A 15,589-nucleotide genomic window follows, 5' to 3' on the forward strand; every position below is an offset into this window, starting at 1 on the left:
GGCGTTATCTTTTGATGGCAAATCAATAAAAACAGCTTTGTTTACTTCATTCGCGCGAAACCATCAGCAAGGTCTTGTTTTAAATCATCTAAATTTTCTAAGCCAATCTGCAAGCGCAATGTTGGCCCTCCAGGATTCCAATTAGTCACAGTTCGATATTCAGCACAGTTAAATGGAATAATTAAGCTTTCAAATCCCCCCCATGAATACCCCATACCAAAAATTGATAAACCATCCAGCATTCTTGCAATATCTGTTTGGGTATATTTAGGATCAAGTACAATGGAAAATAGCCCCGATGAACCTGTGAAATCCCGCTTCCAAATTTCATGGCCTGGGCAATCCGCAAATGCAGGGTGCAAAATACGAATCACTTCGGTGCGTTCTTGCAGCCAATGTGCAATATTTAAAGCTCTTTCTTGGGCTTCTTTTAAACGAATAGGTAAGGTTCGCAAACCACGTAACGCAAGAAAACAGTCCTCTGCTCCCGGCAGCATGGCCATGTAATCATAAGTTTCACGTAATTTCGGCCACCACGCTTGGTTTGCTGAGACAACTCCCATTAGCAAATCAGAATGGCCACCTAAATATTTAGTACCCGCCTCCAGCGAGATATCACAACCCAGTTCATGAGCTTTAAAAAATAGAGGTGTCGCCCATGTATTATCAATAATCGTCGCAATATTATGGCGCTTTGCAACCTCAACAATTGCAGGAACATCCTGAATTTCGAAACTTTGAGAGCCAGGGGATTCTAAAAAAATTGTGCTGGTATTTGGCGTTACTAGTTTTTCAATATCAGCACCAATCATCGGATCATAATAGGTCGTGATGATCCCCATTTTATCCAACAAACCATGGCAAAATTTACGTGTTGGCCGATAAACACTATCAGGCATTAATAAATGGTCACCTGTTTTCAAGGTTGTCAGCAATGCCAATACAATCGCGCCTAAACCAGATGGTGAAAGCACCGTACCTTCAGCTCCAGCAAGAGCAGACCAAGCTTGCTCCAATTGCTTAATTGTTGGCGTGCCCGCTGTGCCATAATTAAATTCCGCCCTATCATTAATTAAAGCATCAACCGTTGGAAATACGACCGTTGAGCCACGATAAATGGGGGCATTTACAAACCCAGCTTGCTTAGCGGGGTCTCTCCCTAACTGGGTAACTTGTGTATCAACATGAAATTCAGATACCGCTTTTTTCTTCATGAGATCCTCTCAACAACATTATTATTTATTCGAAAAATTTAAAGAATGGAGATAGGCATAACAACACACCAAAGAAAATGATGAACCACACTGTTGGGCCTTTAAATTTGTGTAATGCAGGGACTTTGTAAACCAGATAGCAAGGAATTAAACAAGAAACGATACCAAATAATGGGCCACCAAGTTGCATAAAAAATAGAATTGAGAACCGTGTTGAAACCCAAAACCACAGTGCAATGATAACGCCTAAGCATACCCCATAATGTAGCACTGTTTGGTTGATACGTTCTTCAGGAATAAATCGACTCAGTAAATTGACTACGATGCCTTTTATCGCTTCTTGGAAGCCTAAATAAATGCCTAAGAATGCCGTCAAGATAGCAAAAATATTGAGTAATGCGGTCATTACTTTTACAACGGCACCGGGTATCACTTGCGCAGCAATCGCTAATGCTGAAATATTTTGTTCAAAAGCCGATACCGCTTGCTCATGGCTAATTGAAAAAGTAAAAGAAAAAGCAAAAAACAAGACTGCAACAGCGAGAATAATATATGCAACACGGTTAGCGCGTATTGCACGGTATGTCGCAATGCGTTTATCACTTTCTATTTTACGATACGCAATATTCATAGGACTCAATATTTGCACAAATAATATAGAAAATAGGGTAAATGGGAGTGTTAAAAAAACATCCCGCATAAATGGGAGAAAATCAGGAAAAGCCGTGATATTCGCAAAATTCCAATATGGCACCATCACTATACCAAGCAGTACGATAATGCCAAATTTTACAATAACCATTGGACCAGAGACTTTAAACAGTAACCGCTCCCCTTGTGCAGCAATGGCGACTAATACTGATATAATAATCAATCCATACCAAACAGAATCAGATAATAGCCCTTCCGTTAGTCCAAACGTTTTAATGTAAGAAGCGCTGTCGAAGGTGACTGCCAACGAGTAAGAAAACATCCCGTGCAATAACATCAAGAAATAGGCAATTCCTAATGCTATCCCCCAGTTTTCCCCCAAATATTGTGTAATAACACTCGCGTAATCATTGCATTCTTCAGATTCTGATAATGTTCTTAGATATAAATTTTGTAGCCAATAAATTGCTGGATAAGAAAGCATTGTCGCTGCAATAAAGACCCAAATACCTTTGATACCAATTTGCACAGGCATAAAAACAATTCCTGAACCAATTGCCATGCCAATGCACAAAATAACCCAACCAACATCATATTTTGTAAAGGGGATCTTTTTCGTATTAATCGGATTATCTGCACTTGCCTGAATACTATTAGACATAGTCTATTCCTCAACGTTATAGATTTAATTATTAAAAAAGTTAGGAACAACATTATTGTGTAGGAACTAGGTTTCTTTTTAAAACTGGTGTGGCATGAGTAAACTGCGATAAATTCACAATTATAGTATGCTGGAATAAACGGGTTTAATAGGGCATGACAATGCTAATAAATAAAAACACTTTTGCGTTTAAAGCAAAAATTGACAGCTACGCGATTTTTCGGCATTTAGAGTTATTCATTAAAATCGTCGAGTGCAATAGCTTCAGCCTTGCCGCCAAGAAGCTGAATGTAACACCATCGTCAGTTAGTCGAGGTCTTCAACAACTCGAAGATCAGTTGGGGGTTGTACTCCTAAAGCGCACAACGCGAAATTTTATTTTAACGGATGCAGGGCGCTATTTATTGCAACGATCGCAAAACTTATTGGCCGATCTCGATGACTCATTGGTCAATACCGCCAGCTTCTATCAACATGCTCAAGGGCAATTAAAAATTACCTGTTCTATTGCATTTGGAGTCTGTCATTTAATGCAAATATACAGTGAATACCGAGAAACCAATCCGAAAGTGAGTTTGTCTGTTGACCTTAATGATGAGCTCATTAATTTAAATGAAGTCGATTTTGATATTGCGTTACGAATTACCAGCCATCCCCCCGAAAACTTTGCGTTACGAAAAATTTGTAATATTAATTGGGTATACTGTGGGAGCCGTACTTATTTCGAACGATATGGTATTCCTCAATCTCCTGCCGATATTGCATCACACAATTGTTTAATTAACCCAAATATTCCTGACACTTGGCGCATGACAGATAAAGACGGTAGCGCATATCCTCTAGAAATTAATAATATGATTGAGGTAAATAGTAGCTTAGGGTTATTAGAGGCGGCTCGCTGCCATCAAGGTATCGTTTGTTTACCAACTTATATGCTAGGCAATTATATTGAAAATGGGGAATTGCTCCCTGTTTTATTGGATTATGACCCTAAATCCACTCCATTTGCCCTATATGCCTTATACCACCCAGCCCACACTCACTCACCTAAAATCAGGACATTTATTGATTTTTTAGTAGAGAAAATACCATCAGATCCGCATTGGGACCATTGGATGCGGCAGCATGCTTCATGATGACTTACCAATAAAAAAGGTTGAGTTCAAAACGAAACTCAACCTTTTACTATTAGGAAAAATTAATTGGCATTAGCCATTAATGAATTTTTCACCTAATTCGATATCTGCTTTTAATACATCTAGCATATCTTTCAGTGCTTTTTCTTCAAATGCACTTAATTTACCGATTGGTAAATGCTTTTCGATACCGTTTTTGCCTAAAACAACAGGTTGTGCGAAGAAGCGAGCATGTTCACCATCACCTTCGGTGTAAACACATTCAACCACATTGCTTTCGCCTTGGAGACCACGAATTAAAGATAAACCTAAACGTGCAGCTGCTTGGCCCATAGATAAAGTTGCAGACCCGCCACCCGCTTTCGCTTCAACGACTTCTGTACCTGCATTTTGAATACGTTTAGTTAACGCAGCAACTTCCTCGTCAGTGAAGCTAACACCTTCAATTTGAGATAACAGAGGCAGAATGGTCACACCAGAGTGGCCGCCGATCACAGGCACTTCAAGATCATTAACATTTTTGCCTTTTAATTCAGCAACAAACGTATTAGAACGAATGATATCTAATGTCGTCACACCGAATAAACGGTTTTTATCATAGACGCCTGCTTTTTTCAGGACTTCTGCAGCGATAGCAACGGTGGTATTCACTGGGTTAGTGATAATACCAATCAATGCTTTAGGGCAAGTTTCAGCAATTTGTTGGATCAGGTTACGGACAATACCCGCATTGATGTTAAATAAGTCAGAACGGTCCATACCTGGTTTACGAGCAACACCCGCAGAAATAAGGACAATGTCAGCACCTTTCAATGCAGGTTTTGCATCTTCGCCAGCAAAACCTGTCACTTTAACATCAGTAGGGATATGGCTTAAGTCAGCAGCAACACCTGGAGTGACTGGTGCGATGTCGTAGAGGGAGAGTTCTGAACCTGCTGGGAGCTGGTTTTTGAGAAGAAGGGCGAGAGCCTGACCGATACCACCTGCTGCACCTAGGACTGCAACTTTCATTCTGAAACTCCTTAATTTGTACTTTAAAAAGATATCACTTTATTTGTTATACACTTAACACATTACGTATAAAAAACAATTTGTTAACAGATAGAGAGAGAGTTTAACGCAAGAGAACTTGTTTAATAATTGCCAGTATTCTAAACAAATTCCTTATCTGTTAATGAGATAACGGGCACTTTTTTAACAAATAGTTTTTCTAGCTATTGCATTTCGCACAATAAGTTGTTTTTAGTGTATATTATTCAATCAAAAACATTTTTATTAACAATAAATTTACAACGAATATCTGAAAAATTCATTGCTCTATCATGCTAATTTTTCATTTCCATAATTTACGATAAATAAATACTTCTGACTATCAACTCAAAACGCACTTACCTAACTTCAAGTGATTACTGGTTATAAAATCATCATAACGCAATTTTGTTGCATAAAAATGCACTTTTACGGATAATACAACTTAGTTCAATGCAAAAGAATGGGTTAATTATGCGCACTCCGTCTAAACAAGAAGACTTGGTTAAGGCTTTTAAAGCCCTACTTAAAGAAGAAAAATTTAGCTCGCAAGCTGAGATCGTCACGGCTTTGCAAGAAGAAGGCTTCGAAAATATTAACCAATCAAAAATTTCCAGGATGCTAACTAAATTTGGTGCTGTTCGCACCCGTAATGCAAAAATGGAAATGGTATATTGCCTACCTACAGAGCCCGGTGTTCCTACCGCCACCAGCCCACTCAAAAATTTGGTTTTGGATATAGACTATAACCCTTCTGTTGTCGTGATCAGAACGAGCCCAGGGGCTGCACAGCTTATTGCACGCTTGTTAGATTCATTAGGTAAAGCGGAAGGAATTTTAGGTAGTATTGCTGGTGATGATACTATCTTCTCAACGCCAGCAAACAATTTTACCACAAAAGAGCTATATGAAGCGATTTTAGCGTTGTTTGAACAAGAGCTCTAATCCATACTAATTTAAGCATCAAAAGAGGGAAATTGAATTTCCCTCTTTTTGTTTTTATCTATTTCTATTCGATTTTGGGACATCATTTTGCTATTTGATATTTTTCGTAACTTCATACACTACGGCTTTCATTTTCTGATGCCAATTGCCTTTGGTTACCTGTTTTGGCGAAAAAATTGGAAACTAGCCGCCCTGATTATGATTGCCACAATGGCTATCGACTTAGATCATCTGCTGGCTGATCCGATTTTCGACCCAGAGCGCTGTGGCATCGGATTCCACCCGCTTCATTCTTTTTGGGCTGCTGTTATCTATGTGGTGTTATTATTCATGCCATCATGGAAACTTAAAGCCATTGCCGTTGGTTGTTTATTCCACCTTTTTACTGATTCACTAGATTGTTATATGGGAAGCTTAAAAAAAGAAATGAATAGCCCAATAACATTAAGTCTCGTCATAGAACAGCGCCCATTAGGTATGCCAAACATAAAAAAACCCAGCAATCATAAGAATCACTGGGGTTATCAAATAGCTAGCTAATAGAATTAATCATCTTGCTCTGTTTCTGATTTGGCTTTCAAACCTGCGAGTAATTTGCCATGAATACCGCTGAAGCCACCGTTGCTCATCACCAAAATATGATCGCCCGGCTGTGCGGTTTCAATAATCATATTGGTGAATGCCTCAATATCTGCACTCCAACGCGCGGGTTGAACACATTTTTCAGCGATGTCTGTGACCATCCAAGGGATATTGGCAGGTTGGAACAGAAATACTTCATCTGCACGGCCTAGCGCAGGTGCAATATCATTTTTATTGATACCCATTTTCATCGTATTCGAGCGAGGTTCGAGCACCGCAAGAATACGTGAAGTTCCGCCAACTTTGCTGCGAAGTGCTTCTAACGTCGCTAAAATAGCAGTTGGGTGATGTGCAAAATCATCGTAAACACTGACACCATTTTCAACACCACGTAGCTCAAGGCGACGGCGTGCATTGATAAAACGATTCAAAGCGAGGCAAGCTTCTTTTACTGGAACGCCCACATGGTGAGCCGCTGCAATCGCCATCAGTGCATTTTGGATATTGTGATTACCCACTTGTGACCAAGTGACTTCTCCAACTTTTTCTTGTTGGTAGTACACAGCAAAGTGGCTGCCATCGTGGCTGAGCTTCTCAGCTTGCCATCCGCCATGCTCTCCACCCACCAGCTCTTGTTCACTCCAGCAGCCCATTCCAATCACTTGTTTTAAATGATTGTCGTTGTCAGGTGTGAAAATTTTGCCGCTGGCTGGCACAATACGTACAAGATGATGGAACTGTTTTTGAATCGCTTCGAGGTTTTCAAAGATATCCGCATGGTCGAATTCAAGGTTGTTCAATACCAAGGTTTTCGGGCTGTAATGCACAAATTTAGAACGTTTATCAAAGAATGCACAGTCATACTCATCCGCTTCGATAACAAAAAACGGGCTTTCACCTATCTTAGCGGAGACATCAAAATTCCCTGGAACACCGCCAATTAGAAAACCAGGCTTGTAACCACAGTCTTCTAAAATCCATGCAAGCATTCCCGCGGTGGTTGTTTTACCATGAGTTCCCGCCACAGCCAGTACCCAACGTTCAGGTAAGACATGGTCATGAAGCCACTGTGGGCCAGATGTATACGGCAAACCTCTTTCTAACACGGCTTCGACACAAGGGTTACCACGCGTCATTGCATTACCAATCACTACCATATCCGGTATTGGGTCAAGCTGAGCCGGATCATACCCTTGAATGAGTTCAATTCCTTGATTTTCAAGTAATGTGCTCATCGGTGGATATACATTGGCATCCGAACCCGTCACTTTATGTCCTAAAGAACGAGCCAATATTGCTAAGCTTCCCATAAAGGTACCGCATATACCTAAAATATGTATGTGCATTCTTTTTCATCCAATTAGCATGAGGTTGGTCACTATTCTACCCATCAAAAACAGGTTTATAAATGCATTAACCTATTAATCTTTTTTTTATTTAGTTAAACTCTTCCCGCGCGAGGGTAAATGCCCCGCAAAACCTCTGTCAATTTTATTCAGGACCTTCGTCATGAAAACATTAGGCGAATTCATCGTCGAAAAGCAACAAGATTTTCCTCATGCAACAGGTGAGCTGACTTCTTTATTATCAGCTATCAAACTGGGCGCTAAAATTATCCATCGTGATATTAATAAAGCTGGACTTGTCGATATTCTTGGCACTAACGGTGTTTCGAATATTCAAGGTGAAGTTCAGATGAAGCTTGACCTGTATGCAAACGAAAAACTGAAAGCGGCTTTAAAAGCACGCGGAGAAGTCGCCGGTATCGCCTCTGAAGAAGAAGACGAAATTGTCATTTTCGAAGGAGACCGTGCAGAAAACGCAAAATATGTTGTTTTAATGGACCCGCTTGATGGTTCTTCGAACATCGATGTAAACGTTTCCGTTGGAACAATTTTCTCCATTTACCATCGTATTACACCGATTGGTCAACCGGTTACAGAAGCCGATTTCCTGCAACCAGGTAATCGCCAAGTGGCTGCGGGCTACGTGGTTTATGGTTCATCAACAATGTTGGTTTACACCACTGGTGTTGGTGTTCATGCGTTTACTTACGACCCATCATTGGGCGTTTTCTGCTTATCTCATGAAAAAGTGATGTTCCCCTCCGAAGGGAAAATGTACTCCATCAACGAAGGAAACTATATCAAGTTCCCGATGGGTGTTAAAAAGTACATTAAATATTGCCAAGAAGAAGATAAAGCAACAAATCGCCCGTATACCACTCGTTATATCGGTTCTTTGGTTGCAGACTTCCATCGTAACTTGCTCAAAGGGGGAATTTATATTTACCCAAGTACCGCAAGCCATCCAAATGGAAAACTGCGCCTTCTGTACGAATGCAACCCAATTGCATTTTTAGCAGAGCAAGCCGGTGGTAAAGCCAGTGACGGAGCAAACCGCATTTTAGATATCATGCCTAGCGAATTACACCAACGCGCACCGTTCTTTGTCGGAACTGAGTCGATGGTAGAGAAAGCAGAATCATTTATGCGTGAATTCCCTGACACGGAATAATCTAATTCATTAATTATAAGGCGGGGCTTCCCGCCTTTTTTGTTCCTTTTTTTCACCAACTAGTGAGTTTTACCCCTCTTTACGGCTATAATGTTCCCCACGCTATCTACCCGAGTATTTAATTTGTCTGAAGGCCGCCATAAATGTGATGCCCTCCAACAAGTTAGCAAGGGTAAATTCATTATTCACACAAAGGATACATTTAAATGGGCCTGAACAATGTACCGGCAGGTAAAGATCTGCCAGAAGATATCTATGTTATCATCGAAATTCCAGCGAACGCAGATCCTATCAAATATGAAGTTGATAAAGAGTCTGGTGCGCTGTTTGTAGACCGTTTCATGTCAACAGCGATGTTCTATCCATGCAACTATGGTTACATCAACAACACCCTGTCTCTAGATGGCGACCCAGTTGATGTATTAGTTCCAACACCATATCCATTACAACCAGGCTCAGTCATTCGTTGCCGCCCTGTTGGCGTACTGAAAATGACTGACGAATCTGGTGAAGATGCAAAATTAGTTGCTGTTCCGCACACTAAATTAAGCAAAGAGTACGATCACATTAAAGATGTGAACGACCTGCCAGAATTACTGCGTGCTCAAATTACTCACTTCTTTGAACATTACAAAGACTTAGAAAAAGGTAAGTGGGTTAAAGTTGATGGTTGGGAAGATGCGGCATCTGCAAAAGCAGAGATCATCGAGTCTTTCGAACGCGCTGCAAAAAAATAATCTCCCTCTCGGAACATTATGAAAGCTCTGGTTAATACCAGAGCTTTTTTATGGCTCGTAACAAGCCAATTCGTTGATAAAAAACGCCAGCAATATTGCTGGCGTTTTTTATTTTTACGACTCGATAGTGGTTATTGAGCCGTTATACTTCTTCATCACGCTTCAGCCAATCGCCACTTTTTATTTGGCGTAGACCATCAACAGAATGTTTATACAGATAAATCCAAGCGTTGCCATACGGCGTTGAGATGAGCTCCCTCACATAGTCTTGAGAGTTTTTCTTTAACTCATCTAACTCTGTCAAAATGGACGGGTTGATTCGATAAACCTCGCACTCTATTGCCCCATCTCCTTTGACAACCGCAGGATAATATCCAAGATCATACAGTTCATAGCCTTCTAGCTTATGCTCACCGAGTAGCTGAGCATAAGTCATCCAGTGATGATTTCCTTGCTTTTGTCTTAAGCTGCCATAAACAATTACACGCATAATCTAAAACTCAAATTGGTAGAGGAGATCCAATGCCTGATTAACACCAGACACAGCTTCTAAATACAGTTTTGGCATCAACCGATAACGTAAAGTTAACGTCGCCAATGAGTCAAAGATACCAACTCCATACTTCACTTGTAAATCATTAGTGATCTTACCACTTACAACGACTTGAGAACCATCCCCCACACCTTGGGTATCGACGGCTAAATCAGAGACTCCAAATGTCTCACCTATTTTACCCACGAGTTGCCCACTTTGTGCTACACCTAAGCCTATTAACATAGATGTCATTTGTGAACCATTTGCGTCTCCACTATCTAAGCCCTCTCCTCTTAATAAATAAGACAGCGCTTCTTGTTGTGTTTTCGCCGGTTCAGAGAATATTTCTACTTTCGGTTTATCCGCAAGCCCTGTGACCTTCACCCCAGCAATCACGCCATCTGCCGTGTTGTCTGGGTTACGAATGGCTTCTAAGTTTAAGAATGGTTGGTCCGCAGGGCCTGAGAATTGAATTTGGCCTTTACGGACAATCAAATCTTGCCCATAAGCACGGAAACGACCGGCTGGAATATCCACTTGGCCATTGATGTGCAAGCCATGGATATTCTGAACCACTTTCAATAAACCCGTCAGGCGCGCTTTTAAGCCAAACGCATCCAATCGAACATCATTACCAATTTTAATATCTAAATTGGTCTGAATAGGAATGGATGGCGCTTTTTGTTCAATTGGCTGTAGGTTACTATCTAACATCACCACATCCGATGATGGGCTTACCGCTGACTCAGGGAGTTCTTGAACAGTAATTCGTGCCCACGGAATATTGACGGTACCGTTTAGCGTGAGTACCGAAGGTGATGCATCAAATACAATGTCCGGTTGAACATCAATTTGGATCATCGGTGGTAAAGAAACTCGAAGGTTATTACCTCGTGCCATGACTTTTGCACGCCATGCATTAACATTGCGCCAATCTGCATCACCATCAATGTTCAGATAGCCTTCTGGCGTGTTTATCTGACCATTCATTACTGAGCTTGTGCCGTTGAAATTAATACCTAAATGACCACTTTTGATATCAAACGGGATCATTGCCGATCTCACTTCTAAGCTCGAAAGCGCTAAATTACCATTTAATAATGGGTTATTCGCTGACCCACCTAAACGTAAGTTCGCACTCAAACGCCCATTCGCCACTTCCTTCTGGCCCAGCAACGGCTTGATTAAATCTAATGTCACTGAATTGATTTCAACATTACCCGACAGTAAGCGGCGCTTTTCAATATCAGAAATTTGAATATTGCCGCGCATTTGGCCATTATTCGTTAGCCCAAACAACCAGTTAAGGTCTGCCTTGCCATTTTTCAAGCCCGCGCTTAACGTTAAGGTATCAAAAGCAACAGGTAAACGAGTGCCATCCACAAACTGAACCGCTTTGACATCATTTCCTCGCAAGTCCAACTTCACTTGCGGCATACTGCCATCTGCTTTCCAAATCGCATTGGCTTTACCCGTAAATACGCCGCTGACTCGAGTATCTTGTGGCATAAACGGTTTGATCATCGCGAGGTCAAAACGTTCTAGCACGATATCTGCGCTACCACTTTTACCTGCTTTAATCGGTTTTGGTACACACAAACGGGCATTCGGGTTGACCCAACAATGGCTGCCGATAGTCACTTCTTGCGTTTGGTTAGCATAATTGAGTGACATCGCTTGGTTTAAGCGCCATTCACCCACCACCGTATCAAATAAGGTATTGGTTAAATTCCCTTTCCACACTTCAGTCTGCCGGTCAAAACTACCTGCTAATGCTAATTGCCCAGAAACCGGTTCGCCCTTCATGTTCAACTTAAGCGTGTGCTGTTTTTCACTTCCTTTCGCGTCTAAAGTTAGGTTATTGACGACAAGATCACCTTGCTTCAACTGACGAAGAACAACGGATAAATCCCCTTTAATTTGCTCGCCTGTTGCTACATTTCCTTTGATAACAACATTCTCGATAGCAAGGTCATCCTGCCACTTCACGCCGCGTGCCGTAAGGTCAACAAGGGCTTCTGGTGTCTGTAAATTACCACGCAATTTCACATCACCGGCAATCACTCCCCCTAAGCCGGGTAGCAAGCCATTGAGAGCAGGGGCATTAATTTTGGCATCAAGGTTCCATTTATCGGCAAGAGAGCCTTTTACATCGACATGGTTTTTACCCAGTGCCAAATTAAAGTTTGGAATATCCCATTGACCAGCTGCGTTACCTTTGGCTTTACCGCGCGCTTTTAAGAGGTTATTTTTAACATTGCCGTCTAAAACAATTTCAGGAATATCCAACTGCCAACTACCGCCGTATAAACTTCCGCGCGTGGCAATTTTACCTTCCACTTTAGCAGGCCATTCAGGGTACTGTTTGGCAGTATTAATACCTGAAAGGGTCAATACTGCATTCCAACTAATTGCCTTGCTCCAGTCCGCAACGCCAGTAATATCAGCATGACCTTGCAAAGCAGCTAAACGTAAGCGAGTTAAATTAATTTGCTCTTCATTACCTTTCGCATCTAATAGCAAGGTCGAAGGTGGTAAATCCTGCCCAGTGATAGCTGAACGTACAGACATATCATAAGCGGATGGGCGGCCGTTCAAGCGTATGCGTGTGCCATCTAATTGATACTGCGCTTCTCCGACTAAAGGCCACGTTAACTTATCGCTTTCTAGTGTGAGTAGAATCGGCAAGTCTGCTTGTGACAAATCCGTTTCTGCATCTAATTTTGCATTAATTGGCCCATGTAAGTTCAAGGCCAATTTTAGTTCATCAATCAAACCGCCTTTTAAGGAGAGGTCTATTTTTTGCCCATTTAAATCTTCTAAACGGCTTTCACCCACGACTGATAATGAGACTGGCCATTTATCTTGCAAAGTTGCCGAGCCAGATAACGCAATATTCCCTTGCGGTGCATCGACTTTTAGCTGTTTAACGAGGACTTGTTGCCCTTCATTCGAAAGACTAAGGTGCAATTGGTTAATTTTTAGCTCAGCCGCCCCCGTTAACTGAAAATTCGAAGCATTAATTCCATCAACATTTAAATCAACAGGTAAAATAACTTCTGGTAATTCAGCGAGTAACGGTTTAGAAAATAGCGTTTTTAATTCGTCTGCCAATGATTTTTGTTCGTTAATCGGCATTGGGTCTGGCTGTTTCTCTTCAACGACGGCATCTGATTTGGTTTCAGGTAAATTAATCGCCAAATCAATGATGTCGGTTGGAATGATCGTGATCGCTTTTCCTTCCCACGTTACCCCTGTAGTAAATTTCGCTAAATCGATATCCATGCCATCTACATTGACGTGTGTTGAAACCAAAGCCAATTGATTCAAACGAATGGTCAAAGGTGCCTTGAGTTCAGTCAGTGGTTCAGATGGTGGCGTTTCTTCTGAAGGGGGGAATTGAGTGGTATCGACAGTAACAGTGACATTTTCCGTGCCTAAGTTGTCGACACATAGCTCACGGCTTGTTAAACAACCTAGACGTACCGCTAAATTTAATTTCCCCGCATTAACATCGATGCCTGGCATTTGATATTTAACGCCACTTAACGTTAAGTCACTAATATCACCGTCAATTTTATCAATGGTTAATTCAGGAACAAAACGTGTCGCTGTATTTAATGCAAAGTGAAGACCTGATTGCGTTCCAATCACCCAACTGAGTGCGGCAACAACCAGAACAAGAATTAATAAAATGGAAAGACTGGTCCATTTTAGCCACTTCAACCACCTCATAGCTCAGTCCCCAAGCCGATATAAAACTGTATTTTGTTGTTATCTGGATCGCCAATAGGTTTGGCTAAATCTAATTTTATTGGCCCAACCGGTGAGACCCAACGGATACCGACTCCCGCACCTGTTTTAAAATCATTGTCCTTAAAGTTATCAACAGCTTCACCGCTATCAATAAAGGTTGCTCCCCACCAATTTCCGGTAAAGTTATATTGGTATTCCACAGAGCCTACGGCCAATTTTGATGCCCCTGTCAACTTACCTTTGCTATCTTCTGGAGAGATTTTTTGATACCCATACCCACGCACACTGCCATCACCACCCGCAAAGAAGCGTAAGTCCGGTGGAACTTTATCGAAATCATTGGTTTCAATCCAACCGATATTTCCACGAACAATAAAGCGATGACCTTCCCATGGCGTTCTGATCCACACATTTTTGGCTTGTAGTACCGCAAAGTCGATATCTGAACCCCAAATTTTATTCGAGTAATCAATAGAGTAACGTTGGCTATCCCCCCACGTTGGCATCACACCGCCGCGTTGGCGAATTCGGCTCACATAGGCCCCGGGATACAGCAACATCGTCGTATTCGTCACGTTGGCTTGGGTAAAGTTACTCAGCATCCAACGCATATTCACACCATATTGCCAACCGGATGAATAATCCCAGTTACGAGACACATTCAAGGTTGTTGTATTCGCTTGCGTATCATTTAAATCTGTCCGTTTAAAGCCCCCTTGAACCGCATAATATTGCTCAAGTGGGTTCGCTTTTAATGGAATTTTATAGCTTGCATCTATTAATTGTTCTGGTTGGGATAAACTAATATTTGACGTTAAACTCTGCCCACGAGAGTTAATCCAAGGCTTATTCCATGTCGTTTTAACGCGAGGGCCTACATCTGTTGCATAACCCCCACCGAGCTCAATAAAATTTTTGGCTCTAGGCGTCATCACCGCTTCCATCGGTAATTCATAGGAGTTATCTTTTCGGGCACTCACGATACGCGGAGTCACAATCGCAGAAGAGAACCACCCTGTTTCAGCTAATCGGCGGTTAAATTCAGCAAGTTGCTCTGATGTGTAGTATTCCCCTTTTTTGAAAGGCGCAAGGTTGTTCAGATAATCTTCACGGATTTGTGAGCCTGAATAAGAAATGGCGCCAAACCGATAACGTTCACCACTGTTAAAATCAAAATCCCAATAAGCCGCATGGTGGTCAAGAGAAATACCCAGTTGGCTTTTCTCCATCATCGCATCAAAATAACCTTTGCGAACGGCTAAACTGCTAAAGCGCCCTTTAAATTCTTCGTATTCACCATCATTTTGAACTGTATCGAGCTTTGGCGTATATTGTTTGAGCATCTTTTCATAGTCAGGGTCCGTTTTAGCGCCACCTTGCAATTCAACATTCACCCCTTTTAATAAAATAGGTTCCCCAGGAGTGACTTTGGCGGTTAAAACAGAACGAGCAGGCGGTGTTTTTTCTTCATAGCTAAATTCAACCGTGGGTTGGTAATAGCCTAAAGGCTTTAAACCTTCTTTAATTGCTTTCTCAACACGGGCTCGAAAACGACCGTTTGGCACAACTTCATCTTGCGATATATTAGACAGTTGTACACGAACGTTTTGATTAAGTTGTCCTTCAAGGCCTTCAATATTAAGACGAAGATTAGCTGCGTGTACCACTGGCACTGCCGCAGTTAGGCAGAGAAAACAAATTAGAGGGTATTTCGACACGCCTACTCCTAAGGTGATTGTTCGATTGACTAAATACTTCATATCAATTTATTTTGAGTAAAATTCGCCATAGACACAAGTTTTTATCCCTATTTTTAGATTATTTGT

General features: G+C 41.5%; 12 protein-coding genes. 5 read left to right on the plus strand and 7 right to left on the minus strand.

The features are described 5' to 3' along the window. Positions 1 to 41: 41 nt before the first annotated feature. Both metC and P3L37_RS17880 read right to left on the minus strand, forming a co-directional pair. On the minus strand, positions 42 to 1,214 hold the full coding sequence (gene metC, locus P3L37_RS17875; protein WP_110731587.1) for a cystathionine beta-lyase: 1,173 nt from the start codon (positions 1,212 to 1,214) through the stop codon (positions 42 to 44). Between the two features lie 25 nt (positions 1,215 to 1,239). Beyond that, positions 1,240 to 2,427 carry an amino acid permease gene (locus P3L37_RS17880; RefSeq protein ID WP_272667500.1) on the minus strand — a complete coding sequence of 396 codons (1,188 nt, stop codon included), beginning with the start codon at positions 2,425 to 2,427 and terminating at the stop codon, positions 1,240 to 1,242. A gap of 260 nt (positions 2,428 to 2,687) precedes the next feature. Here P3L37_RS17880 and P3L37_RS17885 point away from each other — a divergent pair, with 260 nt between their 5' ends. After that, positions 2,688 to 3,662 carry a LysR family transcriptional regulator gene (locus P3L37_RS17885; protein ID WP_004905935.1) on the plus strand — a complete coding sequence of 325 codons (975 nt, stop codon included), beginning with the start codon at positions 2,688 to 2,690 and terminating at the stop codon, positions 3,660 to 3,662. A 72-nt stretch (positions 3,663 to 3,734) separates the two neighbouring features. Here P3L37_RS17885 and mdh read toward each other — a convergent pair whose 3' ends face one another. Further along, positions 3,735 to 4,673, minus strand: a complete 939-nt coding sequence (mdh, locus tag P3L37_RS17890; RefSeq protein WP_004905937.1) for a malate dehydrogenase — start codon at positions 4,671 to 4,673, stop codon at positions 3,735 to 3,737. 492 nt (positions 4,674 to 5,165) lie between these two features. Between mdh and argR the strand changes: the two genes are divergently transcribed. Then, a complete protein-coding gene (gene argR / locus P3L37_RS17895) occupies positions 5,166 to 5,636 on the plus strand; it encodes a transcriptional regulator ArgR (RefSeq protein ID WP_004907450.1) in 471 nt (156 codons plus the stop codon). A gap of 87 nt (positions 5,637 to 5,723) precedes the next feature. Continuing rightward, positions 5,724 to 6,176 carry a DUF6122 family protein gene (locus tag P3L37_RS17900; protein WP_004907447.1) on the plus strand — a complete coding sequence of 151 codons (453 nt, stop codon included), beginning with the start codon at positions 5,724 to 5,726 and terminating at the stop codon, positions 6,174 to 6,176. Positions 6,177 to 6,181: 5 nt separating this feature from the next. Here P3L37_RS17900 and mpl read toward each other — a convergent pair whose 3' ends face one another. After that, on the minus strand, positions 6,182 to 7,564 hold the full coding sequence (gene mpl / locus P3L37_RS17905) for a UDP-N-acetylmuramate:L-alanyl-gamma-D-glutamyl-meso-diaminopimelate ligase (protein ID WP_109912127.1): 1,383 nt from the start codon (positions 7,562 to 7,564) through the stop codon (positions 6,182 to 6,184). A gap of 163 nt (positions 7,565 to 7,727) precedes the next feature. On the opposite strand from mpl, the gene fbp reads away from it, so the two are divergent. After that, entirely contained in the window at positions 7,728 to 8,735 is a 1,008-nt protein-coding gene (gene fbp / locus P3L37_RS17910) for a class 1 fructose-bisphosphatase (RefSeq protein ID WP_004907443.1), read from the plus strand. A 206-nt stretch (positions 8,736 to 8,941) separates the two neighbouring features. After that, positions 8,942 to 9,472, plus strand: coding sequence for an inorganic diphosphatase (gene ppa, locus P3L37_RS17915; RefSeq protein WP_004905951.1), 531 nt, complete (start codon positions 8,942 to 8,944; stop codon positions 9,470 to 9,472). A gap of 142 nt (positions 9,473 to 9,614) precedes the next feature. On the opposite strand, the gene P3L37_RS17920 is transcribed toward ppa, so the two are convergent. From P3L37_RS17920 to P3L37_RS17930, 3 genes are read right to left on the minus strand one after another with little or no spacing between them, the layout of a single operon-like run. Continuing rightward, the gene (locus P3L37_RS17920; RefSeq protein ID WP_110731586.1) at positions 9,615 to 9,962 is read right to left on the minus strand and encodes a gamma-glutamylcyclotransferase; all 348 of its coding nucleotides are present in this window, start codon (positions 9,960 to 9,962) and stop codon (positions 9,615 to 9,617) included. Between the two features lie 3 nt (positions 9,963 to 9,965). After that, complete coding sequence (locus P3L37_RS17925; RefSeq protein WP_110731585.1) at positions 9,966 to 13,742, minus strand: translocation/assembly module TamB domain-containing protein; 3,777 nt, start codon at positions 13,740 to 13,742, stop codon at positions 9,966 to 9,968. Then, a complete protein-coding gene (locus tag P3L37_RS17930) occupies positions 13,739 to 15,481 on the minus strand; it encodes an autotransporter assembly complex protein TamA (protein ID WP_004907439.1) in 1,743 nt (580 codons plus the stop codon). The genes P3L37_RS17925 and P3L37_RS17930 overlap by 4 nt, the downstream gene beginning before the upstream one ends. Positions 15,482 to 15,589: the final 108 nt, after the last annotated feature.

The sequence above is a fragment of the Providencia sp. PROV114 genome, from assembly GCF_032704305.1.
In the GTDB taxonomy this organism is placed as follows: domain Bacteria; phylum Pseudomonadota; class Gammaproteobacteria; order Enterobacterales; family Enterobacteriaceae; genus Providencia; species Providencia rettgeri.

Coding starts and splice junctions, on each gene's coding strand:
- metC (WP_110731587.1), bottom strand. CDS start 1,214: ATGAAGAAAAAAGCGGTATCTGAATTTCATGTTGATACACAAGTTACC.
- P3L37_RS17880 (WP_272667500.1), bottom strand. CDS start 2,427: ATGGCAATTGGTTCAGGAATTGTTTTTATGCCTGTGCAAATTGGTATC.
- P3L37_RS17885 (WP_004905935.1), top strand. CDS start 2,688: ATGCTAATAAATAAAAACACTTTTGCGTTTAAAGCAAAAATTGACAGC.
- mdh (WP_004905937.1), bottom strand. CDS start 4,673: ATGAAAGTTGCAGTCCTAGGTGCAGCAGGTGGTATCGGTCAGGCTCTC.
- argR (WP_004907450.1), top strand. CDS start 5,166: ATGCGCACTCCGTCTAAACAAGAAGACTTGGTTAAGGCTTTTAAAGCC.
- mpl (WP_109912127.1), bottom strand. CDS start 7,564: ATGCACATACATATTTTAGGTATATGCGGTACCTTTATGGGAAGCTTA.
- fbp (WP_004907443.1), top strand. CDS start 7,728: ATGAAAACATTAGGCGAATTCATCGTCGAAAAGCAACAAGATTTTCCT.
- ppa (WP_004905951.1), top strand. CDS start 8,942: ATGGGCCTGAACAATGTACCGGCAGGTAAAGATCTGCCAGAAGATATC.
- P3L37_RS17920 (WP_110731586.1), bottom strand. CDS start 9,962: ATGCGTGTAATTGTTTATGGCAGCTTAAGACAAAAGCAAGGAAATCAT.
- P3L37_RS17925 (WP_110731585.1), bottom strand. CDS start 13,742: ATGAGGTGGTTGAAGTGGCTAAAATGGACCAGTCTTTCCATTTTATTA.